The sequence below is a fragment of the Sorangium sp. So ce131 genome (assembly GCF_051519095.1).
Lineage (GTDB): Bacteria > Myxococcota_A > Polyangia > Polyangiales > Polyangiaceae > Sorangium.
In genome coordinates this window covers 9472101-9496248 of record NZ_CP150455.1, presented here as the reverse complement: position 1 = coordinate 9496248, position 24148 = coordinate 9472101, and the positions used below count along the sequence as shown (strand labels likewise).

Sequence of the window (24148 nt, the reverse complement as noted above, 5' to 3'; positions counted from 1 at the left end):
CGCCGGCTGACGCCGATCGCGTAGTCGCGGAGGTTGACGCGGCCGACGTGCTCTTCCTGGACGATCTCGGGTACCGCGGCGGATGCAAGGGGGAGCCTGGGGCCGAGGCCATACAGCGGGAGCTCGATCGGAGCAGAGCCTCGCCGGCCTCGGAGCGAACCCGCGCCGCCCCGACCGGCACGCCGCCTACCTCGAGCTCGTCGCGCCCGGGGAGGGCCGGCAGGCCCGGGAGGATATGGCGCGGATGAGCGGCTGCGCGTTGATCTGCGCCGGTCTCTGGCGGGCGCTCGGCCTGCGGCATGCGCTGCTCGGCGCGCCCTACGTCGTCGGGACGGCGGTGACCCGGCTGATCCGGATCGGCACCGAAGCCCGCGCGATTCGGAGGCCGGACCCCCGAGGCGATCGAGCAGCGCCCGCGGGCGATCGGGGCGATGCCAGGCCCGGGGGACGTCGTCCTCGTCGGCGCCGGCCCGAGGGAGCACGTGTTCGTGGTCATCGAGCTCGGCCTGTGCGCCGGCGTGCCGGTGCGCTGGGCGCTCGACGGTGGGCAGCGGGATGCCGAGGGGTACCAGCCATCGAGGCCAAGGAGCACGTCTGGAGCGTTGCGCCCGCCACGGGCGAGGAGCCGAGGTGCGTGCTCGACATCGCCCGCAGCATCGAGCCGGGCAGGGCCTAGGGCGCGCAGCGGCAGTTGATGTGCTGGATCGACCTCGACGCGCTCGTTGCGAGGTTTCGGTAGGAGGTGATGACCCGGAGCCGGCCACCTGAGATCCGCTCGGCCTGTAGCCTCGCGCCATGGCCCGCCGCCGCTCCGCCGCCGAGCTCCTCCGCGCGGTCCCTCCGCGCGACCGCACCATGCTGCTCCGGCTCGGCCTCGACCTTGACGACCCCGCGTCCGCGGAGTTCTTCGTCGAGGGCGTGCGAGCCGCCGACGAGGAGATCGCGGACCAGAAACGGTGGGAGCGCGAGCGACTGGGCGAAGGCGGAGCTCTGCTCACCTCGGCCTGAGGCGCGCCTCGAACCAGCTGCGGACCTCATCCCAGGTAAGGTCGCCCTCGGCGATCCGGTCCTTCATGTCGGGGAGGGTTCTGCGCGTCTCCGGATGCATCCGCAGACCGGACGCGACGAACTGCACGTACAATGCCCTGACCGCCAGCTGGGGCGCCGCGTCGCCGAGCAGGTTCTCGTTGAAGCTCAAGGAGAAGAACAGGGCGGCGGCCTCTTCAGTCGGGGACGGGCTGAACCCGGCGCGCTCCTCCGCCTCGTCAAGGCACCGGCGCAGGTTACGTTCCGATGGGAACTCGTTCCACTGGGACTCGGCGTTCAGCTCGAGCCGCTCGCAGATGTCAAGCAGGTCGTCGAGCCGGAGCATCCCCGCGCGCTATCGCATTTTCGGATCGCGGCGGTCAAGCTCGGCGAAGACTTCCTGCCACTCCGGCGGCGCACTGCGGAAGAGCTCGTCCAAGCGGGCGAGCGCAGCGGGATCTCGCCGGCGCCGCACGTCGCTCTCACCTGACTCGGGCGCGGCAGGCTGCTCCTGTGCCGCTGCGTTGCTCTTGCCGTGCATCATGGGCCTCCCAACTGTCCGAGCGAGTCTACGCGAACGCGTAGATTATCCGTATCGTTTGTCCGTACACCTGACAAGTGTGCGGCACGTGATTCCGCGAGAGGTTGCCACGCCCTGCCGCCGGATGAGGACCTCGCCGGTCAGGGCTCCCACGGCGGTCTGGCCGCCTAGGGCGGCCGACCCAAGGGTCGGGGACGCTCCGGCGAATCCGGCCAGCCGGCGGCGGCTCCGCTCCCCTCCGGTTGGACGGCACGGTTCGCGAACCGCGGGATGCTGGTCGCGTGACGCCGATCTCAGGATGCCCCGCCAGGAGCTGCCGTGCGTCGAACCCGTCGGTCCGGTCGCTCACCCACGACGAGCGCGCGAAGATCCCGGCCGAGGTCATGGCGCGGAAGGGGGCGGACGACTCCGAGTCCATCTGCGCCTACTGCGGGTTCGTGTGGTTCTCGCCGCCGCCGGAACCCTTCAGGCAGCTCCCGCCCATACCGGCCGGGTACCTGGAAGAGAACCGCTTCGTGGTGGTCGACGTGCGCCACCCGCTGAAGCGGAGCACGTGAAGACTGTTGCGTGATGTCCGGTTACGAGCCCTTGCCGTAGAGTTTAGCCTCGATCCGATCGAACGCGGCGTACTGCGGCTCGAGCTTGCCCTTTGCCACATCGATCGCCCGTGTAGCGGCGTCGAGCGCGTTAACACCAGCCTGCGCCAAAGCTGGATTCTCTCGCGCGAGCTGGCTCTGGAAAATCTCCGAAGCGAATCGTGCGGCGGCCACGGCAGCCTCGAGCAGCTCGAGCACAGCGCCCTCGTTCTTGTCCTCTGACTGTGTCATGATGCGCGTGTACCGCGGTCGACGCGAAACGGCAATACGGTCTCAGGGCGCAGCCGCATGGAGGACTCAGCTACATCGACGCGAAGGAGCAGGGGTGGAGCTGGGCGCCGAGCTGTGGCGGCGGGCCGCGCGATGCGGTGATGGTGGCGGCCGATCGCATGGGCCGTCTTGCCGGGCGGCACCGCAGGAGCGGCTTTCGCCTCGCGCAGCGGGTCGAGCGACGGCTCGGGCTGGACGAGGGGGCGACGCGGGCCGCTCCCGGATGCCGCAGCGCCACCAGGCGGAGACGATGCCCGTGCCGTCGGTGGTCACCTCGAGCAGCACGCCGGGCACGATGGGGGTGCGGGGGCGGAGAGCGTCCGCTCGGGCTCGGCGAGCACGGCGTCGGCCATGGCGAGGAGGGCGTCGAGGTCGTCGGGGGAGAGGTCGTTCATGTCCTCCAGGTCGACGCGGTCCGGGAGCGGGTTGCGACAGAGAGCGCGTCCGGGGCTTGCTCTGGCTCCGCGCCGTAGGACCGGCTGCGCTGGACCCGTCCCCTGCGCGGATCGTACTCTGCTGGCTCACCACGAGAGGACTGCATGTACGAGTGGATCGCGGACACGGTGTCGAAGACCTTCGCTGCGGGTCGGCTCAACGAACTCGAAGGCAAGGGCTGGGAGGTCTTCTCCACGCAGTGGATCAAGGAGAAGGACGGGCAGGACCTGACCCTGTGCTACACCGCGAGGCGCTCGCGCGAGCAGAGCGCTGGAGAGCAGGAAGGCGATCAAACCGCCGCCTCAGGTTCGGAAGATTACAAGGGGTATGTCGGCAAGCGAGAGCCGCGCTGGCCCCGGTGACCCTGGGCATGCGGACGGACTGCTCGGAGGCGTTCTATGGTAAATAAACCGCACAAGTTGGAGTTTTACGTTCAGAAGCAGATCGTCGCCGCGGCACCTGGGTGGTTCGCCGTGTTCGGCGATGAGAAAGATACGTACGAGGAGCCAGTGGCCTGCTGGGCTCTCGTAATCCCCACGACGGAGTACCAGGACAGCAACGGCAGGGTCGTGAAGACAACCGAAGACCGACCCGACACCGTGGGCCTCGTGCCAACCGAGTCGTGGTTGGAGCCCGCCAATGAGCACAGCAACTTCAAGGGTTACCGTGGGCCGGGTACGACGCTCGAGGAATGGCTCAAGATACGTTCGTCTGGTTCCGATGATCCTCCTGGACCGCAAGTTGCGCACGATCCCGACGCAACCGGAGCGACACCTCGCGCCGACCTGACCGACAGGGACACGACCTAGACCTCGACGCAGCCGAAGCCGACCTCTCCGAGCCCGCCGCCGTGCTGGCCGTGCCGCACCCTGCCGCGCCGGGCGTGACGCTGGAGGTACACTACGACGCCAGCGGCACGTTCGCGGCGCTCTGGAGGTGCGGCGGGTGGTGGGCGGAGGCAGTGGTGGGGGAGGGGGGAACTCGGGCTACGACACCCAGCCGCCGCCGCCGTGACGGTCGGCACGGTACACGGGGACGGTCACGCCGTTTCTGGTCCGCAGCACCTCGACTTCGCACCGACGGGTCAGCGCGTGCACGGCGGCCGTCGAGGCTACGCCGCCGAAGCCCAGCAGCATGTCGGAGACGTAGGCGCGCGTCAGCCGGCGACCGACGCGGTCGAGCCGCTCCATGTGGTAGCGGTCGCCAGCCCTGGGCTGGAGACGAGCGGACGGAGTGGGACGCGGGCGACCGATGGTCGCCGGGAGCTTCGATCTGTTCGACTTGTTCACGAGTCCTCCAATTGGGCTCGGCATCCATCCGAACCCGACCACGTCACTCCCTCGAGTCGCTCGACAAGCACAAGCGAAAATAGCAAGTGGTAAAAGTTTACCCACCCTGCCGTCGCGTCGCCAGCCGCCTGCCCTCACCCCGCGCTCCAGCATGCGGCGCCGCGCTGTGGACGCACCAGGGCCAGCCCGGCACGCCGTCGATGGGCTCGACGAGGAGGTGCCCGACGCGGGCGCCCACTGCTGGGCTGACGGCGCCTCGACGGGCGGGCGCCGGGTCGCCGAAAGGGCCGACTCTTGCTGCGGTCCCGCTTTGCTGCGCGGCGCTTACTCGGCCGGCGGATCGGGAGCGGACGCAGCGCACGAACCGCGGGTCGCGGGCGCGTTCACCCCGGTCGAACCTGCCCCTAGACGCGGCTCCGCGGCGTTCTTGACCGCGGAAACGCACCGCCGGACGCTCCGGCCCATGGCGGGCAGGACGATGGCGGGAGCGTGGGCGGTGGTTCTGGTCGGGGTTGCAGCTTCCGCGCACGGCGGCTGCGCGCAGCTCATCGGCGCGGACTGGGACCAGTACACGCGTGCAGACGATGGGGGCGGAGGAACTTTCACATCACCGACCGGCGGCGGCGCTGGCTCGTCCGTCAGTTCAAGCCGAGGCAGTGCTGGCGGTGGTGGCGGCACAGCCGGCGCTGGCTCACCCGTCAGCTCAGGTGGCGGCGCTGGTGGAGGAGGCGGTGGCGGCGGCGCAGCATGCGATGACGGCAGAATCAACGGCGACGAAAGCGACGTCGACTGCGGCGGCAGCTGCTTGCCATGCAGGGCGGGGAAGCGCTGCTCCGCCGCGTTCGACTGCTACACCGAAAACTGTGCAGACGGCGTCTGCTGCAACGAGGCTTGTGATGCAGCATGCGATTCATGTACTGCTGAGCTGAAAGGAGCTGGCGAGGACGGGACGTGCGGTCCCACCGAGGCCGGAAGCGAGTGCTCCGAGACTACGTGCACCGACGGCATCGAGAGCGTCAGGACGTGCGACGGGATCACCGTGGGGTGCACCAACATCAAGACGACAAGCTGCGAGGGATTCGCTTGCAACGCGGAAGGCAACACGTGTCGCACAGAGTGCACGGATGATGCCCACTGCGCGACATGCCACGCCTGTGGTGATGACAGCCGATGCAGACGAGCGGCACGAGGCACGCAGGGCCTGGGTTGCGGGGAGAACGAAGCGTGCGACGTCACAGGCCGGTGCAAACGCGCAAACGGTCAGTCATGCCTGGTTGCAATGCAATGCGCCAGCCAAATCTGTGATGCTACCGGCACATGCAAGGCTGCGAACGGTGAAGATTGTCTGGCTCCCGCAGATTGCGGGAGCGGGATCTGTGACCAACGCGTCTGCTGCAACGCCGACTGCAACCCGTCAACATGCATGAGCTGCCACGTGGCGGGGTCAGTGGGCACGTGTTCCATGCTTGGCGTTGGTGAGCACTGCGTTGCCGGCTACGTGTGCAACAGCCTTGGCCAATGCAAACTACCACCTGGCGAGGAATGTAGCAGCAACGAGTCGTGCGCGAGTGGTATATGCGAGGGGTCTGGACCTACGACATCATTCTGTGCCGATTTTGAGTGAGCACGGGGAGGTTTTGATGACGTGCCTCTCGCAGCGGAGGTCCAGCGCCCCGCCTCGCCTGCCCCCCAGCGGCAACGATGCTGTGGGGCGGGTATCCATCGCCACGGGGCGGTCCCGTTGTCCTACCTCCCCCCTGCAACAGTGGTAGAGGGGGTCCCGGGCAACGGAGTAGCGATTTTTTCCGCGTGTTGGTTGCGCGCCGTCCACTCGGCGTCGTCCGGAGGCAGGCAGGAGACGACCGTGAGCACCGCCGCCGCGACGCGAGCAGCTTCATGGCCCCCTCCGCTCGCGTGCCGGCGGCTCCCCGTCGAGGTCGGCCAACACGGTGTCGAGCGCGTCCCACGCCAGGGAGCCAGCGAGGACCTGACGGCCGAGCAGCGCGAGTGCCGCCGCCGCCTCCACGTCGCCGTTCGCCCCCACGTCGGCGGCGGGCGATGCCTCGGTGGATTTTTGCCCGAATTCTGCCCGGCGACGTAGATCCAGGCACTTAGCGTCTACCGACCGCGCACCATCACCATCGGCAATCATGCCGTTTAGTGGCGGTTCCTCCGCAGATCTCGCGTCCTCAGCCCGGCAACGAGCCGGGGTATTACGGCCGAGTGGGTTAATTGCTCGTGATTCTCGTGGCTGTGGGCCTCACGGCGGACCGCGAGCGCCCGCCGGATCGACGTGATGGGTACGCGCCCGTGCCCCGCCGCCGCTGAGATCTTCCGCTCGGTCCCGCCGCACGACCGTGCCCTGCTGCTCCGCCTCGGCCTCGACGTAGACGACGCCGCTCCCACGACGGTTCTTCGTCGAAGGTGCGCGCGCCGCCGACGAGGTGATCACGGATCAGGGCGGTGGGGAGCGCGATTGACCAGACTGAGGCCGCGCATTCCCCTCTGCGCTCAGCATTTTCCATGCCGGACGCCGTCGATCCGGCGGGAGTGCCGTAGTACCCTTCGGCGCATGAGCCTCCGACGAGACAGCACCGCCCACGTCATGGCCCCCGATCTTGACGAGGAGGATCCGGTCCTCCGCGCGTTCCGGCTCGCGCCGGTGGTCTACGACGAGCAGATCTCGGACGAGGAGCGCGAGGCGGTTGCGGCTGCTGCTGACGGCCCCTGCATCCCTGGCGAGGAAGTGACGGCCGAGATCCGGCGGAGGGCGGAGGCAGAGGGCGCCTTGGCGGAGTACGAGGAGATCATGCGGGCCCGCGGGCGCACGCCTTCCCGTCCTTGATGACGTGGGTTGTCGACTGGACCCCGCCCGGACGCGTCTCGCTGGGTCGTTTACACTGGCAGGACGCCGCCAGAATCGATGAGGCCGTCCAGCACTTCGCGGAGACAGGCGAAGGCGACTTCTACCGGCTGCCGGAGGACGACGCCGTGACGCTGCGCCTGCGCGTCGGTTCGTACCGCGTGCGGATCACGCGCGACGTCCAGGAGCACGTGCTCCGCGTCTGGTGGGGGCACCGGGTGTAGCTTCACCTCGCGAGGACCTCGGCCTCGCCCGCCGCCCTCAGGGCGCGCGCCTCTCCCCGCGCCCGCCCTCGGCCTCGCCCGCCGCGCGCTGCGCTCCCGGGCGCCGCCCGCCGGCGCCCCCCTCCTCGGCCCGCTCCTTCTCGCCGAGGATCGCCTTGGCCGCGCTGGCCCGCGCCGCCCCGCTCGCGACGGTCGCATGATCGACCACCCAGTGCGCGTCGAGCAGGTCCAGGTAGTCGAGGTCGAGCTGGCCGCCGGACGGCAGCATGAACACCGCCGAGATGTGCGCGTGGCTCTGCACCGCCTGCACCATCTCCCGCGGGATGTAGAGCGCCGCGTGCGTGAACAGGTGCACCACCGGGGTGCGCGGGTCGTGGTGCCGCGTCACGTCGAGATCGGTCGCGAGCTCCGCGAACACGCGCGCCGGGTTCCGGCCGCGCTCCCCCTTGAACGACAACAGATGCGCCGTGGGGAGCTGGCCGTTCTTCGCGCGGTAGAGCTCGTAGAGGCGCGCGTCGAAGAAGCGGAACGCCACGTCCTCCCCCTCGAGCAGCAGCCGCTTGCCCGTCGCGATCGCCATCCCCCGGGCGAACGTCTGGCGATCGCCGCGCATCGAGGCCGACGCGTCGATGAGCAGGTAGTGGATGCGCTTCTGCTCGTCCCGGCTCTGCTCGCGGGCGAAATAGAGCACCTCGTTGTCCGCGATCCGGCGCGCGAGCTCCATGTCGTCCCAGGCGAGCTCCGTCAGCACCATGCTGTCGATCGAGCCGCGCGTGCCGAGGCCCGAGTAGCCGTGCGCCGCCGTCGTGCCCGCCGCGGGGCGCGTCTTCGTCTCGAGCACGCTCGGCAGGATCTCCAGCGAGAAGCTCACGATGTCGTTCGCCTCGGGCGACGAGAGCGCCGCCAGCAGATCGACCTGGGCGAGCGCCCCCGCCGACGCCTCCGAGCCCAGCATGCCGAACAGGCGCAGCGTCTCGATGTCGAGCGCGTCCGACATCGTGAGCACGTAGAGCCGCGAGACGTCGAGCGCCTCGAGCGCCCGCTGCTCGAAGTCGCGCCGCGTCGACAGGAACAGGCCGCGGAGCTGCGGATCGATCCCCTCGAAGAGCGCCGCGTCCACCGGGAGCGACGCGCGGTACGAGGGCGCCGCGTGGGTGCGCGCGGCGACGGTGCTGAACAGGCGCGAGAGCAGGACCGTGATCAGGTCGTCGTTCATCCGGAGCTGCGCCGCCGAGCGCGCGGCCTCGCTCTCGCCGAGCTCCCGGAGCACCGCCCGGTAGCCCTCCAGGGTGCGCTCCGGGTCGCGGAGCCGGCCCGCGAGCTCCTTCGGGTCGCAGCGCGGGCCGAGCTCGAGCTGCTCGCGCGGGGTCGAGAAGACCAGCCCCGCGTCGTGCACGAGCGCGAACGGCAGGACGACCCCGAGCCGCTCGAGGCTCTGGTGCCAGCGGATCGCGCGCAGCGCGAGCGACGCGCTGAGCGGGCGCACCTGCGAGAACGCGAGCGTGCCGAGCGGGCCCGTGATCGAGGGGTTGCCGAGCTGCGAGGCGGGGACGGGCACGGGGCTAGAGATCGGTCACGCAGCGGAAGCCGATGCCCGGCGCGCTGGCCGTCGCGAGCTGGTGGTAGCGGAACGCCGGGTTCATCCAGAGCGGGAAGCCGCCGTTGTAGCCGCCTCCCCGGATCGCCTTGCGGTCGCCGGCGGGCGCGCCCTTCGGGTTCACCTGCTCCTCGTCCCTGTAGGTCGCGAACCAGTCCGCGGTCCACTCCCAGACGTTGCCCACGGTGTCGTGCGCGCCGAACCGCGTCTTGCCCTTCGGGAACGACCCCACCGGCGCCGTGCCGAAGAAGCCGTCGTCGGCGTCGTACATGCGCGGGCTCGGCTTGAGCTTCCGCGCCGTCTCCCACTTCGTACACTCGGCGCCGCACGCGTTCATGAACGTGTGATCGCCCGGCTCGTCGCCCCAGGGGAACTTGCGCCCGTCGGAGCCGCGCGCCGCGTACTCCCACTCGGCCTCGGTCGGCAGGCGCTTCTGGTGGACGGTACAGTACGCGTCCGCGAGGCTCCACGGCACGCAGTTGATCGGGTGCTGCGCGAGCTCGGGCTTCCCGAAGGTGCAGAGCTCGGCGAGCGCCGCGAGCGTCCGCTCGTGCTCGGCGGCGGACACCCCGTCCGGCCTGGGGAAGTCGGGCGTGGTCGGGGGCCGCTTGCACTCGCCCTTGTCCGAGCACGCCTTGTACTCGCCCGCGGTCACCTCGTGGACGTCGATGCAGAACGTGTCGATCGTGACCTTGTGCGCGGGCTGCCACAGCTTGAACGCCGGATCGTCGGAGCCCATGAAGAACTTGCCGCCCGGGACGAGCACCATCCCGGAAGGGCACTCGGTCGGGCGCGCGGCCGGCGCGGCCGGCGCGCTCGCGCTGACGATCGGCGGGGCGGACGAGGCGACCGGGGCGGGGCGCGACGTGTCGGCCTGCGGCGGCTCCGGGGGCTCGCGGAGCAGGTGGACGGCGATCGCGACGCCGGCCGCGAGCGCGACCGCGGCGACGCCGAGCGCCAGCGCGCCCTTGGGCCGCGGCCCGGCCGGCGCCGGGCGCTGCGTCGCCGCGTCCTTCGCGGTGCCGCCGGTGGTGCCCATCTCCTGGAGGGCAGCGGTCTGGGACGTCGCCGGAGGGGCGGTCCCCGGGGCCGACGCGGTCGGGGGCGCCGCCAGCGTCGGCGCGACCTGCGGCGACAGGTGCGGGGACGAGGACATCCGCGGGGACGAGGACATCCGCGGGGCCGACGCGCCGGCCGGCGGCGCGAGGGAGCCGCCCGAGCTCATCGCCCAGCTCGGATCGTCGAGGGAGATCGCCCGGTGCAGCGCCGACCAGAAGCGCCCCATGGTGGGGAAGCGATCCGACGGCGCCACGGCGAGCGCCTTCTCGAAGACCGCCTCGACCTCGTTGCTCACCTCGAGGCCGAGGGTCCTGGGGGTCGGCCGGCGCGACGGATCGCGGCTCGCGACCGCGAGCTGCATGTAGTCGTCGCCCTCCAGGGCCGGCGCTCCGCCGAGCATCACCTCGACCATGATGAGCGCCATCGCGAAGACGTCGGTCCACGGCCCGGTCGCGCCGTGGGTGCGGCTGAACTGCTCGGGGGCGCCGTAGCTCGGCGTGAACGCGGTGATCTCCTTGCCGGTGTGGGCGAGCGCCGTCGCCGCCGCGGCGTGCTCGGCCATCACCTTGGCGATGCCGAAGTCGAGCACCTTCACGAAGGCGGAGGGGTCGCGCGGCCGGCCGACGACGAAGAGGTTGGCCGGCTTGATGTCGCGGTGCGCGATGTTGCGCGAGTGCACGAGCTCGAGCGCGACCGCCGCCGACTCGAGCAGCGCGAGCGTCGCGTGGAGGTCGCGCCGCGGCAGCCGCTGCCGCGCCTCCTCCTCGAGGACCCGGTCGAGCGGCATGCCGTCGAGCCACTCGAGGACCATGTAGGGCAGCCACTGCCCGTCGGGCGCGTTGAAGGTGCCGATGTCGCGCGCCTGGACGATGGCGGCCGAGCGGCTCGAGAGCTCCGCCATGAGCTTGCCCTCCTGGATGAACCCCTGGAGCAGCTCCTCGCGCTGCTCGGGCGGGGCGTTCGCGAGGAGGGTGAAGCACTTGAGGGCGACCGGCTGCTTCCAGATGACGTGCTCGGCCTTGTAAACGACGCTGAAGCCGCCCTCGCCGACGGCGCGCTCGATCCTGTACTTGTCGGCGATGAGGGTCCCCGCGATGGTGAGCGGGTCGCTGCGGTCCAGGTGCTGGCTCATGAGGTCCCTACGCGCCGCGGCGGGGCGCCGGTCGAAGCGCCGCGCTCGCGTGCGTCAGGGTCATCTTAGTGGCAGCGGGCCCGGTTGGAACCATTTCACGGCGCCCCGGCCGTCGCCGCCGTCCCGGCGGTCGCTGCGGGCCTGGCGGTCGCCGCGCGGGCCGGCGGTCGCGCTCCCAGGGCCGGGACCTCGCCGAGGTGAGCCTGCCCCGGGGCGGCGCGGCCGGTCGGGGGGTCCGGGAGCCGTTGACAGGGCGGGGCGGGGGGGTAGCTTGGGGCGTCGACATGCCGGAGTGGGCCTACAAAGTCACGGGCAGGAAGAAGCCCGACGAGGACACGACCCGGCTGGCCGACGCTTTCGGCTTCGTCGCGCGGTCGGCTTACAGGCGCATGAAGAACGATGCCGCGGGGGGGGCGGTCGGGAACGTCAAGCGCGTTCGGCCCGGCGACGTCCTTCATGTCTATTACATCCACACCGCCCACAACGAGAGGCGGCACCGCCTGGTGGGCACCTACCGCGTGCTCGACCCTGCCTCCCTGGGAGGACGCTTCGAGCCCCTGTGGCCCGAGAGGAACGCCGCTCTCGCGAGGGTGATCGACCTGGAGGACAACCGAGGCTTGCTCGATGCCCTCCGGGAGCAGCCGGCGAGCGGGGAGGGGTATCGCCCCGATCCGAAGCTGGGTGTCTTCACAGGGTGGTGCGTGGAGCGGGCGCACGGCCTGACGGCACCCGAGTTCGAGGACATCAACTTCCATGGCCGGCACGGGAGGCACACGCTGGTGCGTGTCGACGGCGACCTCGGGGAGCGTCGCTCGGCCGAGGGAGAGCTCCTCTCGCGGATCGTGCGCAGCCCCGAGGTGATGGGAGGAAGGCCGTGCATCCGCGGCACCCGCGTCACGGTTGGAGCGATCCTCAGCCTCCTCTCGGTGGGTCACTCGTTCGAGGCCGTCCTGGAGGATTACCCGTATCTGCAGGAGGCCGATCTCCGGGCGGCGCTCGCCTATGCGGCATGGTTCATGAGTCGCCGTGATCCTCCTCGAGAGGCGGCTTGATCCGCCTCCTCGTCGACATGAATCTGGCGCCGAGGTGGGTCGGGGAGCTCGGATCGCTCGGGATCGGCGCCGTTCACTGGTCCTCCGTGGGCGCAGCCGACGCAACCGACAGGGAGATCTTCTCCTGGGCATCGGCGAACGGCTGTGTGGTCCTGACCTGTGATCTCGATTTTACTGACCTGCTCGCGATGACCGGGGCGGCGAGTCCAAGCGTGATGCTGCTGCGGACGCGCGATATACGGGCGAACTCTTTGGCGAAGCGGGTCGCGACCGTCCTCCGGGAGCACGCGGGCGCACTGGAGCAGGGGGCGCTGATCACGGTGGACGAGACGAAGAGCCGGATCAAAACCCTCCCGCTGAGAGCGAAGGCGATACGGCGGCGCACGGACGGGTGATGAGCCCACGCAGGTGAGCCGGCGGCGCCAGGGGACCTCAGCCGGGACCGGGCTCAGCCGAGATGCTCGCGTGAGGTCGGCGCATCGTGAGCTGATGAATGGCACCCGCCGACGCGGGTGGAGGCGGCTCGCTCACCGGCCCGTCAGGTGCACGATCCCGACATAGGTCGGCTCGGGGACGGCGGTGACACGGCCGGTCGGCTCGAGCGCGCCAGTCGCCTCGTTCACGTGGAACGCGACGATGTTGTCCGAGTCCTGGTTCGCGGCGAGCAGCAGCTTGCCCGACGGCGACATCTGGAAATGGCGCGGCGTCGCGCCGCCCGTCGGCTGGTGGCCGACGGGGGTGAGCGCTCCGCTCTCGGGGTCGACCGCGAAGATGGCAATGCTGTCGTGGCCGCGGTTCGAGCCGTAAACGAACTTGCCCGACGGGGACACCTGGATCTCGGCGCAGGTGTTGTCCTCGCTGCTCGCGCCCTCCGGCAACGTCGAGACGGTGGCCACGGCGGAGAACGTCCCGCGCGCCGGGTCGTAGCTCAGGGTGGTGATCGAGCCGGCCGACTCGTTGATCACGTAAGCGAACCGGCCGTTCGGGTGGAACTCGAGGTGGCGAGGGGTCGTGCCCCTGGGGAACGTGATGGTCGGCGGGTCGTTGGGCTCCAGCTGGCCCGTCGCCTCGTCGAAGGTGAACTGCGCGATCGCGTCGAGCCCGAGGTTGGTGACGAAGGCGAACCGGTTCGCCGGATCGGTCGCGGCGTGGTGCGACCTCGACCGGAAGCCGAAGGTCCTCTCGGCGACCGCCTGGCCGAGCTCGCCTTCCTGGCCGATGGGGAGCACCGCCGCCGTGCCCCCGCCGTAGTTGGTGACCAGGACGAAGCGCCCGGAGCGATCCGTGGCGAGGTGGGCGGGGCCCCTGCCTTTCGATGAAATCCTGTTGATAAACGCGAGTTTACCGTCCTCCTGGCCGATCCGGAACGCGCTGACCGCGCCCGACTCCTCCCCGTCCACCTCGCTCAGCTCGTTCACCGCGAAGAGGTGCCGATGCGCGGGATCGACGGCGAGGAAGGTCGGGTTCATCTCGGCGTCGAGCGGGCCCTCGACGGCGTCGAGCGCGCCGTCGGCCTCGTTCAAGCGGAAGACGAAGATCCCCGCGTGGCCTCCGACATAGACGAACGGCCCGCCCCCGGAGGCCGGAGCGCCGCCGCCCGCGCTGCCGCCGCCAGCGCCGCCGCCCGCGTTGCCGCTGCCGCCGCCGCCCGCGTTGCCGCTGCCGCCGCCGCTCGGGCTCACGGGGCTACCGCCGCCCGAGGTCCCCGTCGAGGTCCCGTTGTCTGGGGTCCGAGCGCCCGAGCTGCCGCACCCGAGCCACAGGCCGACCGCCAACCAGAAGAAAGGTCGCTGCATGTTCGCCCGACTTTATCCGGGATCACGCGTCACCTCCGGCCAGGAACGCAGGCCGCGAAGATCGCCGTCGAGGCTGACCGCAGTGCGCGCAATTTCTCGTGCCACGGCTCAGGTCGTCGACTGGGGCGACGCTCCGAGCAGCGCGCCGCGCTCCGCGAGGTCGCTCAGGAAGGCCGCGGTGCTCTCCAGGACCGCGCCGTCGACCGGGCGCCCGAGGGCCGCGCAGCCCGCGATCACGGCCTCGCTGAGCGTCTCGCCGGCGAGGAGGCGGCCGAGGATCTCGGCCGCGAGCGGCGTGAGCTCGAGGTAGCGGACCTCGTGGTCGGCGTCGCGGTACACGAGCAGGCTCACGGGCTCGCGCGCCGGCACGTCGCGCGCCGCCTCGCCGCCCTGGAGCCGGTGCACCGCGTGCTCGTAGCGCACGAGCGTCGCGGCCCGCTGGAAGCGCGCGCCCCGGTCGAGCGAGAGCTCGTCGCCGGCGCCCGGCGCGCCGGCCGCCGCGTCCTCCGGCTCGGCGCACGCCGCCACGAACGCGACGAGCTCGTGGCGCGCGAGATCCGCGAGGTACGGCGGGACCTCCGGGTCGGCGGCCCAGCGCGGCGCGGCGAAGGCGACGAACTCGAAGGCGACGTCGCGGAGGTAGGGCGATCGGGGCAGCTCCTCCGCGAGGAAGCGGGAGACGTAGGCCTCGAACAGCGGGCCGAGCCGCGCCGCGGTCCGCGGGATCTCGTTCCGGATCGCGCTCGTCAGCCCGCCGCGGATGAGGCTCCGGTAGAGGAGCAGCCGCTTCGGGGGGAGCGACGCCATCGCGTCGAGGTCGGGCCCCTCGAGCCCGGCGCGGGCGAGCCACGCGCGCGGATCGGCGGCGATCCCCGCGCCGTCCGGCTCGCTCACGCTGCGCTGGAGCGCCCGCTGCAGCGCCGCGAGCTCCGGCGGCGCGGGCGCGGGTTGCCCGCTTGCGCCTCCGATGCGGCCCCCGTCTGCGCCCCCCGTGCTGCCTCCGCCCGCGTCCCCCGCGCGCCCCCCGCCAGCGTCCCCCGCGCGGCTCACGCCTGCGCCTCCCGCGCGGCGAGCCCGCGGCGGTACGCTGCGTCCACCGCCGCGAGCTCGTCGAGCAGCGCCGCGAGCGGCGGCACGTCGTGGTCGCGCTCGAGCACCACCGGCACCGGCCCGGTCCGCGCGACGGCGCGGGCGAGCAGATCGAGCACCGGCTCGATCACCGGGGCGCCGTGGGTGTCGACGAGGACCTCCGCCTCGTCGCGCCACTCGTGCCCGGCGACGTGCATCGCCACGACGCGCCGGGGCGGGATCTTCTCCAGGAACGCGACCGGATCGAAGCCGTGGTTTTTGGCGTTCACGTAGAGGTTGTTCACGTCGAGCAAGAGCCCGCAGCCGGCGCGCTCGAGCACCTCGACGAGGAAGTCGGCCTCGTCGAGCGAGGCGCGGCCCGGGACCAGGTAGCTCGTGATGTTCTCGACCGCCATCGGGCGCTCGAGCCGGTCCTCCGCCTCGCGGATGCGGGCCGCGGCGTGGGCGGCGGCCGCGGGCGTCAGCGGCAGCGGCAGGAGGTCGTGGAGCTGCCTGCCGTCGACCCCGCAGAAGCAGAGGTGGTCGCTGTGGAAGGGAGGATCGAGCCGCCCGAGCAGATCCCCGAGCGCGCGCAGGTAACCCGCGTCGAACGGGTCGACCCCGCCGACCGACAGGGTGAGCCCGTGCGTCAGGATCGGGCGGTGCTCCCGGATGTGCTCGATCGCGGCGGGGTAGTAGCCGCCGCGGCGCATGTAGTTCTCGGGGGAGAGCTCGAAGAAGGGGACGGGCAGCGCCGCGCCTTCGTCGAGCGCGGCGAGCACCTCCTCGAGGAACTCCCACCGGAGCCCGAGGCCGACGCCGGTCGGCGCGCTGCCGGTCGTGGCGAACATGCGGCGGGAGGGCGGGCCGGGGTCAGCCGCAGGTGCCCGCGCCGCAGCCAGCGTGGCCGGGCTTCTTGCCGGCCGGCTTCTTGGCGGTCGGCTTGGCCGGTGTCGTCGGCGAGGGCGGGGCGGGCGCGCCCGGGGCCGGGGTCGCGGTGGGCGCGATCTTCGGCTCGGTCGCGGACTGCACGTCGGTGGGGGGCGCGGGGGGGGGCGCCTCCGCCGTGGAGGACGGCTCCGCCGGGGTCCCGGCCGCGGTGGCGCCCGCGGCGTCGTCGCCCGAGGTCGCCTCGGTGGGCGCGGCCGGGGCCGCCTCGTGCTCGGCGGGGACCTCGGCCGCGTTGACCGGCGCCTGCGCGCCGCCGCAGCCGCTCACCACCATGGCGCCGGCGCTCAGCGCGGCGAGGGTCTCGTAGATGCTCTTCTTCGACAACATCGTGTGCTCCTCTGGTTCACGTCTCGATGGCCCAGCAACCCTGGTACGGGCGAAGCCGGGGTTGGTTTCTCCGCGGCGGCCGAGAGCGCTGGTTCATCTCAGACCCGCCGCGGCGCCGCAACGGCTCATCGTCCAGCGACGCGCGGCGCGCCGCGGTCCGCGGCCTCACCGCGCCGCGGTCCGCGGCCTCACCGCGCCGCGGTCCGCGGCCTCACCGCGCCGCGGTCCGCGGCGTCACGGCGCGGCGTCACGGCGCGGGAGCCGCGGTGCTGGCCGGCGCGGCGGCGTCGTTCTTCACGGGCGTCGCGGTGAATTCGAGCGACACCATCGCCTCTTTGGCGACCTTGGGCGAGAGCACCTCCAGCGTCTTCTGGGCGAGCTTGCCGAACGCCTCGCGCGGTCGGACGTCGTGCTCGGCGAGCCCGACGGCGAACGGCTTCGCCGTCTTCACGGCGACGCGGGTGGGCCTGTCTCCCTCGTACGTGAACGTGGCCACGAGCTCCACGGTCTTCGGGGCCTGCCGCTGATGGAGCAGGAGGTCGCCGGACGCGGTGACGGTCACGCTGCGCTCCGCGCCGGACAGCTTCGACAGGTCCTTCTCGCCGGAGGTCGAGATCGACTTGATCGCGAACTGGGCCCTCGTGTTCTTCTCGCGGACGTCGGCGGGCGTGTCCTTCGAGATCTCGAGCCACGTGCGCGCGTGCTCGTTCTGGAGATCGCTCTTCTTCTCCTGGCCGGGCTTGCCGTCGTCGCCCACGCCGGTCTGGAACAGCTCGAGGGGCGAGAGGTCGATCGTGATGAGGCCCGTCGTCCTCGTGATGTCGGCGGGGTCGACCTGCAGCGTCCCCTCGGCCGCGCCCTCGATCCGCCCGCGGATCTTCTCCTGCGGCGCCTCCATCATGAGCTCGACCTTGCTGCCTGCCCTGTCGATCGCGAAGGTCGCCGCGGCGGGCGCCTTCGCCGCCGGCGCCTTGAGCTCGGTCGCGGCGGGCGCGAGGGGCGCCTTCTCTTCCTGGCACGCGGCCGCGCTCACGCTTGCGGCCGCGAGCGCCGCGAAGAGCAGGGTCCTTGTTCGGATCGTCGTCACGCTCGTCTCCTGGAGTGTTGTGGTCGAGGCCCGCCGCCTGTCGCCGCCGCGCTGCCCTCGTTACAATTGAGCAGGGCGCTCGGGCGGCGGGAAGCGAGAAGAGGGCAGGCATGGGGCCGCCGCACCACCTCGCTGCTGGGTTCGATCTCTCCGGCTGAAACGGCGCGCTCGTGGCGGTCGGGCAGAGGCTTCGGGCGCGCCGATCCCTCTACGGGCGCGTCGCGCTGCGGTTTCGGTCGGCGCTGGTTTTCCGCAGCGCGGCGGCCGTGCGGAGCGCGCCGCGCCGCCGGACCCGCGCTGCACAGGGGCGTCTGGCCCACGGTGTGCACCGCCGCGAGGCCGATCGTCGATGGTGGACCAGGTTGATGGGAGAGGAAGAGCGATGAGGATGCGACGACTCGCGGCGGCGGGGATGACCGTCGCTGCCATGATGGCGCTGGCGTTTGCGGCGGACGCGCAGGACACGGCGGCGGATCGGCGCGGCGGGCGGCCGGCGGGCAACCTCCCGCCGGCGGATCAGCCGCTGATCCAGCGCTTTCCCGAGCCCACGATCGCGGTCGAGGGCGGCTTCGGCGTGCTCGGTTACCTGGGGGGCACCGCGGCGGTCGGCCCCACCTGGAACGTGCGTGTGACAGGGACCCTGTCGCCGCGGCTGGCGGTCGAGGGCAACTACGTTGGTTCGGTGAACGAGCGCACGACGACGGCGCGATCGCTCGTGTTGACCTCGTTCGACGCGGGGGTTCGTTACAACGTGCTGCGCGCCCACGAGGCGTTCGTGCAACCGTTCGTGGTCGCGGGCGTGGGGTACGCGGGCTGGGCGGGCGAGGGCGGCGACGCGTTCGCGGTGGCGGTTCCGCTCACCGCGGGCGTGGAGCGGCTCGTCACGCGGAACATCAAGCTGGGCGCTCGGTTCAACTTCCGTCCCGTGTTCCTCGATGATCTGAGCGTCCGCGGCGCAGCCGAGCGGACGGGCGGGGACAGCTGGTCTGTGATCGCGCACGGCGGCGGCGCGTTCTGACCGGGGCGCTGCGTGCGCCGGGCGTTCTCTTGGGGGGCGCGAAAGCGCCGGGAGGATGCCGTTCCGTGGAGTAGTCTGCCGAGCGCGCCGGGCGGTGACCTGTCTTTCGGGTCTCCGTCCGGCCCTGACCCACGGAGAACGATGGCATGAATGCACGGAGCAGCTCGCCCCGGAGGGGCTTTTTCTTCTTTACGGCGCTCGCGTTTGCCTCGAGCGCCGCCTGCACCACGCCGCAGGCGGCCCAGGGGACGACGGCGACCACGGGGACGGCGGCGGCCGGTCGGGAGGGGGAGGACTGTTCTACCGGGGCGCTGCTCACGTGTCCTGAGGGGCAGGTGGATGGGTGCGCGATCGGGACCACGACGCAGCATCGGTGTGTGGAGGCGGGGCCGGGGCGGTGCCTCGATATCAGGGCGGCGCTCGTGCAGTGCAAGGACAGCGAGGTGCTGACGCACGAAGGTTGCCCCGAGCCGGCGTACATGCAGCGGTGTGCGCCCAGGCCGGCGCAGCAGCAGCAGTAGACGGAAGCTCGGGGGGCATCGCGATTGTACCCGAGCTGGTTGCGAGGATTCTCTCACGATGAGCCCCGCATTCTCGCGACCGCCCCTCGTCTTTCGTCTCTCGTCTCTCGTCTCTCGCTCTGCCCTCTTTCGTGATCGTGATCGTGATCGATTCGATTTAAATCTCCTTCGATGCCGCTACGCCGGCTCCCCGCCCGAGCCCTCCGGAGGGATCTCCTTATTCGAATACTCCGGTCCCCCCTTGTAGTTGCCCGCGCCCCCTTCGCTGCCGAACGTCTCGACCTCATCCTCTGGCGCGTCGGCCCTCTCTCCGGACGAGGTGATCGCCCCCCGCACCCCGGGCACCTCCGCCTGCGGGTGCGGCTGCTTCTCCTCGCTGACCTCGCGCTCGGGCCGTTCCACCCCCAGCTGGTCCTTGGTTCGCTCGTTTCCCATAGTTCCTCCTTCCGAGGCCTCTGGGGCCGGCGCGATCGATCGTCCACTCCTCCACCCGCACCCGTCCCCCCGGTCCCAAGCCAAGGCCGCGCCCGCTTCAGGCCCCCCGCGCCGTTCCTCCACGCCCGCGCGCAGCGCGCGCACCCCCGCTGCGGCCATCCCTGCTGCACGCCACCCTCGGGCCGGGCCCTCCGCCCCGCCCCCCCGGCTCAGCCCTCTCCGCTCCCGATCGGGATCGTGAACCGGAACGTGCTCCCCACCCCCACCACGCTCTCCACGCTGAGGGTCCCCCCGTGCGCGGCCACGAGCTCCCTCGCGATCGCCAGCCCGAGCCCGGTCCCCTTGTAGCCGTTCCGCTGGCTGCGCCAGAACCGCTCGAACAGGTACGGCAGCTCGTCCTCCGGGATCCCCGGCCCCGTGTCCGCCACGGAGAAGACGACATCCTCCTCCCGGCGCTCACATCGCACCGTGACCGACCCCTGCGGACCCGTCACCTTGAGCGCGTTGCTCAGGAGGTTCGACAGCACCTGGAGCACCCGATCGCGATCGCAGACGACCGGCGGCAGATCGTCCCCCGACGTCGCGCTCAGGCGGACCCCCTTCTCCTGCGCCAGCGACTCGAACGTCTCCACCGCCTCCCGGCCGATCTCCCGCGGATCCTGCGCCTGCCGCCGCAGCGCCAGCCGGCCCGCGCGCAGGCTCGCGAAGTCGAGCAGATCGTGGATCAGCCGGTCCATCCGGTGCGCCGAGCGCTGGATCGCCTGGATCGCCTTCGTGTCCCCCTTGTCCCCCCCGCGCGACGCCGCGCGCTTCGTCATCACCGCGGCCGCCGTGATGATCGCGCTGAGCGGGTTCCTCAGATCGTGCGACACCGTCGCGAGGACGTTGTCCCGGAGCTCGATCGCGCGCTGCGCGGCCTCGTACACCCGGGCGTTGTCCGCGGCGAGCGCGGCCCGCTGCGCCAGATCGTGCGCGAGCGCGAGGTCCACCTCGTCGTACACCCGGCCGGACCCCGCCGTCGCCAGCGTGATGCAGCCGAAGGTCCGCCCCCGCGCGACCAGCGGGATCATCATCGCCGACGTCACCCCGAGCTCCCGGACGACCCGGCGCAAGGCGCCCTGCTGGCCCAGCGAGGCGAGCAGCGGGTGCGAGAGGTCCCGCACGAGCTCGGGACGCCCGCCGCAGAGGACCTGCTCCGCCAGCGCGCCCAGCCCGGGGAGCAGCTCCAGCTCCCGGAACAGCGCCCGCGCCCGCCGGACCTCCTCCGGATCCGCGTGTTTCACCGTGAGCCGCCGCGTCGTCTCCACGTCGGCGGGCAACGTCTGGATGACGCACCAGTCCGCGATCTCGGGGACCACGACGCGGGCGAGCCGGTCGAGCGCACCCTCGAGGTCGAGGCTGTCGCTCAGGGCGGCGCTCGCCGCGGCAAGGAACCGCTGCGCTCGCTCGGTGCGCGTCCGCTCGGTGATGTCGAAGAAGATCACCACGCCCGCCGAGACGCGCCCGGACGGATCCCGCACCGGCGCCGATCGCACGAGGATCCGCCCCCGCGTGTCGTCGCCCCGGAGCACCTCGATCTCCTCGTCGCTCACGACCTCGCCCGTCATCACCGTGCGCGCCAGCGGCCACTCCGACGGCGTGTACGGTGCGCCGGATCCCGGGTGGAACCCCCGGCAGACGGCGTAGTCCTCGAACGACGTGGCGCCGTCGAGCGGCTGCCGGAAGATCTCCGTGGCCTGGTGGTTCGAGAGCAGGACGCGCCCCGTCTCCCGCTCGCCGATGATGACCCCCGCGGGCAGCTGCTCGACCACCGCCGCGAGCAGCGCGCGCGCGTCCTCCGACTGCTGCCGCGACGCGCGCTCCTGCGCGACGAGCTGCGCCTGCACGACGATCGCCGTCGCCCGGCTGCCCATCGTCCGCAGCATCAGGGCGTCGTCCTCGGAGAACACCTCGGCCTTGCGGGAGCCCAGGATGGCGACGCCGATCGGGCGCCCCTCGTGCATCAGCGGCACCCCGTGCACCGCGCGCAGGCCCCGCGACCGGATCTCCCGCGCCGTCACGGGGAGGAGCCGCAGCGCCGCGTCGAGCGAGCAGGGGCCCCGGAGCTCCATGACCACACGCGCGAACTCCCGGATCGCCTCCAGGGTGACGCCGTGCAGCGGCTGATCGTCGAGGCCCGCCGTCGCGTGCACCTCGAGGGCGTCCCCCTCCGCGAGCAGGACGATCGCCGCGTCCACGGCCGCCGCCGCCTCCCGCGTGGCGCGCACGAGCGCCTTCAGGAACGTGTCGAGATCGCTGCTGCCCAGGGCGGCCGTCGAGAGGACGTCGAGCGTCTGGAGCAGGCGCACCCGCGCCGCCTGGGAGTGCGCCGCGGCGTCCGCGAGCGCCTCGTCGAGCGCCGCGTTCAGCCGGATCAGCTCGAGCGCCGCCTGGCCGCCGCCCTCCCGCGCCCAGAGGTCGAGGATCACCGCGCGGAGCGCCGCGATCTCGTTCACCATGTCGGCGAGGTCGTACCCGTGGCCCAGCCGGCCCAGCGCGTACGCCCCGGGCACGTCCCTGAGCTTCCGGGCGGCGGAGCCCTCCACGGCCGCGACGTCCGCCGCCTCGGCCAGGTAGGCGAGCAGGCCCGGGATGGGGTCGGTCAACACCGGATCCGGCAGCTGCCTCGCCGGGCTCAGCGCCACGGCTCGCTGCTTCCAGGCCTCCAGGATCACGTCGCGGTGGCGCCGGACGAGATCGGAGAGCCGTCTTCCGTTCGGTCTACCGAGCCTGTCCATGAGGGCCTCCACGATAGCGCGAAACCATGGGTAGGTGTTCACCTCGAGCCGGGATCATCAAATCGACGAGAACGGACGTCGCGGCGGCTCGAGTCGCGCGGCGCGCGCCGCGCGTGATGCGCGTGATGCGCGTGATGCGCGTGATGCAAACGATCAACGAGGTCGAACCGGCGTCGCGCCGGGGGACGTCAGCTCCGGAGCCCCGGCGCCTCGTGTCCGCTCTGGGCGACGTATTCCAGGTATCCGCCGCCGTAGACGCGTGGTCCGTCCGGCAAGAGCTCGAGGACGCGGTTCGAGAGCGAGGCCAGGAAGCGGCGGTCGTGCGAGACGAACAGCATGGTGCCCTCGAACCCAGAGAGCGCCTCGACGAGCATCTCCTTGGTCGCCATGTCGAGGTGGTTGGTCGGCTCGTCGAGCACGAGGAAGTTGGGCGGATCGTAGAGCATGATCGCGAGCACGAGGCGCGCCTTCTCCCCTCCCGAGAGCACGCGGCAGGGCTTGTCGATGTCGTCGCCGGAGAAGCCGAACGCGCCGGCGAGCGTGCGCAGCGAGCCGATCGACGCCTGCGGGAAGCTCGCGACGATCGACTCCCACACCGAGCGCGACGGGTCGAGCAGCTCCATCGCGTGCTGCGCGAAGTACCCGAGCTTGACGCTCGCGCCGACGCTCACCGCCCCCGAGTCCGGCGCGGACGCGCCCGCGATGAGCTTGAGCAGGGTGGACTTGCCGGCCCCGTTCACCCCCATGACGCACCAGCGCTCCCGCCGGCGGATCAGGAGGTCGAGCCCGTCGTAGATCGCGCGGCCGCCGTACGACTTCTTCACGCGCTCGAGCCGCGCCACGTCGTCGCCCGAGCGCGGCGCGGGCTTGAACTCGAAGCGTATGGTCCTCCTTCGCTTCGGCGGCTCGACCTTGTCGATCTTCTCGAGCTTCTTCACGCGCGACTGGACCTGCGCCGCCTTGGCGGCCTGCGCCTTGAAGCGCTCGATGAAGCGCATCTCCTTCGCGAGCATGGCCTGCTGGCGCTCGTACTGCGCCTCCGCCTGCTGCTCCTGGACGGCGCGCTGCTGCTCGTAGAAGTCGTAGTTGCCCGAGTAGGTGGTGAGCTCGCCGCCGTCGATCTCGAGGATCTTCGTCACGATGCGGTTCATGAACTCGCGGTCGTGCGACGTCATGACGAGCGCGCCCGCATACTGCTTCAGGTACCCTTCGAGCCAGATGATCGACTCGATGTCGAGGTGGTTGGTCGGCTCGTCGAGCAGGAGCGCGTCAGGCCGCATGAGGAGGATGCGCGCGAGCGCGACGCGCATCTTCCACCCGCCCGAGAGGTTGCCCACGTCGCCGTCCATCATCTCCTGGCTGAAGCCGAGGCCGGCGAGGATCTCGCGCGCCTTGGCGTCGAGCGCGTAGCCGCCGAGCTCCTCGTAGCGCGCCTGCGCCTGGCCGAAGCGCTCGATCAGGCTCTCCATCTCGTCCATCCGCTCGGGGTCGGCGAGCGCGGCCTCGAGCTCGCGGAGCTCCGCGGCGACGACCGAGACCGGCCCGGCGCCGTCCATCGTCTCGGCGACGGCGCTCCTGCCCTTCATCTCGCCGACATCCTGGCTGAAGTAGCCGATGCTCACGCCGCGGTCGATCGCGACCTGGCCGCTGTCGGGGGCCTCCTCCCGGGTGATCATCCGGAAAATCGTGGTCTTGCCCGAGCCGTTCGGCCCCACGAGGCCGACCTTCTCTCCGCGGTTCACCGCCGCCGAGGCCTCGAGGAAGAGGATCTGCTTACCGTGCTGCTTGCTGATGGAGTCGAGGCGGATCACGCGATGACCTGCCGCCGGAGGCGGCTCCTTTCCGCGCACGTATACCAGACGGGGGGTCACGGGACGCGGCAATTTTTCGTTTCACGTTCGGCGAGGCCGGGCGGCGGCGCGCCGCATCGCCCCGGGTTCTGGCCGCGGTTCCGCCGCGATTCTATGGATTTCTCGGGAGGAGGAGCATCCGCGGAATCCTCCACTCGGCCCGCAGCGCCCCGCGCCGGGAACCTCATTGTCTCTCGGCGCCCTGGATTGGCACGGAGGCGAGCCGGAGGGAGC

General features: G+C 71.5%; 26 protein-coding genes. 10 read left to right on the top strand and 16 right to left on the bottom strand.

Translation table 11 applies throughout. The annotated features are described in order from the left end of the window. Nucleotides 1-795 precede the first annotated feature (795 nt). Entirely contained in the window at nucleotides 796-1008 is a 213-nt protein-coding gene (locus tag WMF43_RS34395) for a hypothetical protein (RefSeq protein WP_437671160.1), read from the top strand. Here WMF43_RS34395 and WMF43_RS34390 read toward each other — a convergent pair. Together WMF43_RS34390 and WMF43_RS34385 are read right to left on the bottom strand one after the other, a co-directional pair. Next, nucleotides 995-1372 (bottom strand): hypothetical protein, encoded by a 378-nt coding sequence (locus WMF43_RS34390; protein WP_437671159.1) that lies wholly within the window; start codon nucleotides 1370-1372, stop codon nucleotides 995-997. The genes WMF43_RS34395 and WMF43_RS34390 overlap by 14 nt on opposite strands. Nucleotides 1373-1381: 9 nt before the next feature. Further along, nucleotides 1382-1570, bottom strand: coding sequence for a hypothetical protein (locus WMF43_RS34385; protein ID WP_437671158.1), 189 nt, complete (start codon nucleotides 1568-1570; stop codon nucleotides 1382-1384). 278 nt (nucleotides 1571-1848) lie between these two features. On the opposite strand from WMF43_RS34385, the gene WMF43_RS34380 reads away from it, so the two are divergent. Further along, the gene (locus tag WMF43_RS34380; protein WP_437671157.1) at nucleotides 1849-2124 is read left to right on the top strand and encodes a hypothetical protein; all 276 of its coding nucleotides are present in this window, start codon (nucleotides 1849-1851) and stop codon (nucleotides 2122-2124) included. Between the two features lie 21 nt (nucleotides 2125-2145). Here WMF43_RS34380 and WMF43_RS34375 read toward each other — a convergent pair whose 3' ends face one another. Beyond that, nucleotides 2146-2394: a hypothetical protein gene (locus tag WMF43_RS34375; protein ID WP_437671156.1), complete on the bottom strand. Its 249-nt coding sequence runs from the start codon at nucleotides 2392-2394 to the stop codon at nucleotides 2146-2148. A gap of 308 nt (nucleotides 2395-2702) precedes the next feature. After that, nucleotides 2703-2828: a hypothetical protein gene (locus tag WMF43_RS34370; RefSeq protein WP_437671155.1), complete on the bottom strand. Its 126-nt coding sequence runs from the start codon at nucleotides 2826-2828 to the stop codon at nucleotides 2703-2705. A gap of 144 nt (nucleotides 2829-2972) precedes the next feature. Here WMF43_RS34370 and WMF43_RS34365 point away from each other — a divergent pair, with 144 nt between their 5' ends. Next, complete coding sequence (locus tag WMF43_RS34365) at nucleotides 2973-3230, top strand: hypothetical protein (protein ID WP_437671154.1); 258 nt, start codon at nucleotides 2973-2975, stop codon at nucleotides 3228-3230. A 57-nt stretch (nucleotides 3231-3287) separates the two neighbouring features. Then, nucleotides 3288-3677, top strand: coding sequence for a hypothetical protein (locus tag WMF43_RS34360; RefSeq protein ID WP_437671153.1), 390 nt, complete (start codon nucleotides 3288-3290; stop codon nucleotides 3675-3677). A gap of 177 nt (nucleotides 3678-3854) precedes the next feature. Here the strand turns inward: WMF43_RS34360 and WMF43_RS34355 are convergent, their stop codons facing one another. Together WMF43_RS34355 and WMF43_RS34350 are read right to left on the bottom strand one after the other, a co-directional pair. Then, nucleotides 3855-4157 carry a hypothetical protein gene (locus WMF43_RS34355; RefSeq protein WP_437671152.1) on the bottom strand — a complete coding sequence of 101 codons (303 nt, stop codon included), beginning with the start codon at nucleotides 4155-4157 and terminating at the stop codon, nucleotides 3855-3857. A 1894-nt stretch (nucleotides 4158-6051) separates the two neighbouring features. After that, a complete protein-coding gene (locus WMF43_RS34350; RefSeq protein ID WP_437671151.1) occupies nucleotides 6052-6309 on the bottom strand; it encodes a hypothetical protein in 258 nt (85 codons plus the stop codon). Between the two features lie 420 nt (nucleotides 6310-6729). Here WMF43_RS34350 and WMF43_RS34345 point away from each other — a divergent pair, with 420 nt between their 5' ends. After that, nucleotides 6730-7002 (top strand): hypothetical protein, encoded by a 273-nt coding sequence (locus WMF43_RS34345; RefSeq protein WP_437671150.1) that lies wholly within the window; start codon nucleotides 6730-6732, stop codon nucleotides 7000-7002. Continuing rightward, the gene (locus WMF43_RS34340) at nucleotides 7002-7244 is read left to right on the top strand and encodes a type II toxin-antitoxin system RelE family toxin (RefSeq protein ID WP_437671149.1); all 243 of its coding nucleotides are present in this window, start codon (nucleotides 7002-7004) and stop codon (nucleotides 7242-7244) included. Before WMF43_RS34345 ends, WMF43_RS34340 begins: the two co-directional genes overlap by 1 nt. 37 nt (nucleotides 7245-7281) lie before the next feature. On the opposite strand, the gene WMF43_RS34335 is transcribed toward WMF43_RS34340, so the two are convergent. Together WMF43_RS34335 and WMF43_RS34330 are read right to left on the bottom strand one after the other, a co-directional pair. Continuing rightward, nucleotides 7282-8802 (bottom strand): hypothetical protein, encoded by a 1521-nt coding sequence (locus WMF43_RS34335; RefSeq protein ID WP_437671148.1) that lies wholly within the window; start codon nucleotides 8800-8802, stop codon nucleotides 7282-7284. 4 nt (nucleotides 8803-8806) lie between these two features. Continuing rightward, entirely contained in the window at nucleotides 8807-11032 is a 2226-nt protein-coding gene (locus WMF43_RS34330; RefSeq protein ID WP_437671147.1) for an SUMF1/EgtB/PvdO family nonheme iron enzyme, read from the bottom strand. Nucleotides 11033-11316: 284 nt separating this feature from the next. Here WMF43_RS34330 and WMF43_RS34325 point away from each other — a divergent pair, with 284 nt between their 5' ends. After that, nucleotides 11317-12084 (top strand): DUF433 domain-containing protein, encoded by a 768-nt coding sequence (locus WMF43_RS34325; RefSeq protein ID WP_437671146.1) that lies wholly within the window; start codon nucleotides 11317-11319, stop codon nucleotides 12082-12084. Continuing rightward, entirely contained in the window at nucleotides 12081-12479 is a 399-nt protein-coding gene (locus WMF43_RS34320) for a DUF5615 family PIN-like protein (protein WP_437671145.1), read from the top strand. Before WMF43_RS34325 ends, WMF43_RS34320 begins: the two co-directional genes overlap by 4 nt. Before the next feature lie 132 nt (nucleotides 12480-12611). Here the strand turns inward: WMF43_RS34320 and WMF43_RS34315 are convergent, their stop codons facing one another. The 5 genes from WMF43_RS34315 to WMF43_RS34295 form a co-directional block, all read right to left on the bottom strand. Then, entirely contained in the window at nucleotides 12612-13880 is a 1269-nt protein-coding gene (locus WMF43_RS34315) for a lactonase family protein (protein WP_437671144.1), read from the bottom strand. Between the two features lie 108 nt (nucleotides 13881-13988). Next, nucleotides 13989-14930 (bottom strand): HvfC/BufC N-terminal domain-containing protein, encoded by a 942-nt coding sequence (locus WMF43_RS34310; protein ID WP_437671143.1) that lies wholly within the window; start codon nucleotides 14928-14930, stop codon nucleotides 13989-13991. Continuing rightward, entirely contained in the window at nucleotides 14927-15799 is an 873-nt protein-coding gene (locus WMF43_RS34305) for a DUF692 domain-containing protein (RefSeq protein ID WP_437671142.1), read from the bottom strand. The genes WMF43_RS34310 and WMF43_RS34305 overlap by 4 nt, the downstream gene beginning before the upstream one ends. Nucleotides 15800-15821: 22 nt before the next feature. Beyond that, nucleotides 15822-16226: a hypothetical protein gene (locus tag WMF43_RS34300; RefSeq protein ID WP_437671141.1), complete on the bottom strand. Its 405-nt coding sequence runs from the start codon at nucleotides 16224-16226 to the stop codon at nucleotides 15822-15824. Nucleotides 16227-16473: 247 nt separating this feature from the next. Next, entirely contained in the window at nucleotides 16474-17313 is an 840-nt protein-coding gene (locus tag WMF43_RS34295) for a YceI family protein (protein WP_437671140.1), read from the bottom strand. A 382-nt stretch (nucleotides 17314-17695) separates the two neighbouring features. Between WMF43_RS34295 and WMF43_RS34290 the strand changes: the two genes are divergently transcribed. Continuing rightward, nucleotides 17696-18331 carry a hypothetical protein gene (locus WMF43_RS34290; protein WP_437671139.1) on the top strand — a complete coding sequence of 212 codons (636 nt, stop codon included), beginning with the start codon at nucleotides 17696-17698 and terminating at the stop codon, nucleotides 18329-18331. Nucleotides 18332-18477: 146 nt separating this feature from the next. After that, entirely contained in the window at nucleotides 18478-18852 is a 375-nt protein-coding gene (locus tag WMF43_RS34285; protein ID WP_437671138.1) for a hypothetical protein, read from the top strand. Between the two features lie 177 nt (nucleotides 18853-19029). On the opposite strand, the gene WMF43_RS34280 is transcribed toward WMF43_RS34285, so the two are convergent. The 3 genes from WMF43_RS34280 to abc-f all read right to left on the bottom strand — a co-directional run bounded on the left by WMF43_RS34280 (nucleotide 19030) and on the right by abc-f (nucleotide 23875). Beyond that, nucleotides 19030-19287 carry a hypothetical protein gene (locus tag WMF43_RS34280; protein WP_437671137.1) on the bottom strand — a complete coding sequence of 86 codons (258 nt, stop codon included), beginning with the start codon at nucleotides 19285-19287 and terminating at the stop codon, nucleotides 19030-19032. Nucleotides 19288-19496: 209 nt separating this feature from the next. Next, on the bottom strand, nucleotides 19497-22064 hold the full coding sequence (locus tag WMF43_RS34275; RefSeq protein WP_437671136.1) for an ATP-binding protein: 2568 nt from the start codon (nucleotides 22062-22064) through the stop codon (nucleotides 19497-19499). Between the two features lie 188 nt (nucleotides 22065-22252). After that, entirely contained in the window at nucleotides 22253-23875 is a 1623-nt protein-coding gene (abc-f, locus tag WMF43_RS34270; RefSeq protein ID WP_437671135.1) for a ribosomal protection-like ABC-F family protein, read from the bottom strand. Nucleotides 23876-24148 lie beyond the last annotated feature (273 nt).

Bases quoted from the DNA above. Each gene is read 5' to 3' on its own strand.
- WMF43_RS34395 (WP_437671160.1), top strand. From the start codon at position 796: ATGGCCCGCCGCCGCTCCGCCGCCGAGCTCCTCCGCGCGGTCCCTCCG.
- WMF43_RS34390 (WP_437671159.1), bottom strand. From the start codon at position 1,372: ATGCTCCGGCTCGACGACCTGCTTGACATCTGCGAGCGGCTCGAGCTG.
- WMF43_RS34385 (WP_437671158.1), bottom strand. From the start codon at position 1,570: ATGATGCACGGCAAGAGCAACGCAGCGGCACAGGAGCAGCCTGCCGCG.
- WMF43_RS34375 (WP_437671156.1), bottom strand. From the start codon at position 2,394: ATGACACAGTCAGAGGACAAGAACGAGGGCGCTGTGCTCGAGCTGCTC.
- WMF43_RS34370 (WP_437671155.1), bottom strand. From the start codon at position 2,828: ATGAACGACCTCTCCCCCGACGACCTCGACGCCCTCCTCGCCATGGCC.
- WMF43_RS34365 (WP_437671154.1), top strand. From the start codon at position 2,973: ATGTACGAGTGGATCGCGGACACGGTGTCGAAGACCTTCGCTGCGGGT.
- WMF43_RS34350 (WP_437671151.1), bottom strand. From the start codon at position 6,309: ATGATTGCCGATGGTGATGGTGCGCGGTCGGTAGACGCTAAGTGCCTG.
- WMF43_RS34345 (WP_437671150.1), top strand. From the start codon at position 6,730: ATGAGCCTCCGACGAGACAGCACCGCCCACGTCATGGCCCCCGATCTT.
- WMF43_RS34340 (WP_437671149.1), top strand. From the start codon at position 7,002: ATGACGTGGGTTGTCGACTGGACCCCGCCCGGACGCGTCTCGCTGGGT.
- WMF43_RS34330 (WP_437671147.1), bottom strand. From the start codon at position 11,032: ATGAGCCAGCACCTGGACCGCAGCGACCCGCTCACCATCGCGGGGACC.
- WMF43_RS34325 (WP_437671146.1), top strand. From the start codon at position 11,317: ATGCCGGAGTGGGCCTACAAAGTCACGGGCAGGAAGAAGCCCGACGAG.
- WMF43_RS34315 (WP_437671144.1), bottom strand. From the start codon at position 13,880: ATGCAGCGACCTTTCTTCTGGTTGGCGGTCGGCCTGTGGCTCGGGTGC.
- WMF43_RS34305 (WP_437671142.1), bottom strand. From the start codon at position 15,799: ATGTTCGCCACGACCGGCAGCGCGCCGACCGGCGTCGGCCTCGGGCTC.
- WMF43_RS34300 (WP_437671141.1), bottom strand. From the start codon at position 16,226: ATGTTGTCGAAGAAGAGCATCTACGAGACCCTCGCCGCGCTGAGCGCC.
- WMF43_RS34290 (WP_437671139.1), top strand. From the start codon at position 17,696: ATGAGGATGCGACGACTCGCGGCGGCGGGGATGACCGTCGCTGCCATG.
- WMF43_RS34285 (WP_437671138.1), top strand. From the start codon at position 18,478: ATGAATGCACGGAGCAGCTCGCCCCGGAGGGGCTTTTTCTTCTTTACG.
- WMF43_RS34280 (WP_437671137.1), bottom strand. From the start codon at position 19,287: ATGGGAAACGAGCGAACCAAGGACCAGCTGGGGGTGGAACGGCCCGAG.
- WMF43_RS34275 (WP_437671136.1), bottom strand. From the start codon at position 22,064: ATGGACAGGCTCGGTAGACCGAACGGAAGACGGCTCTCCGATCTCGTC.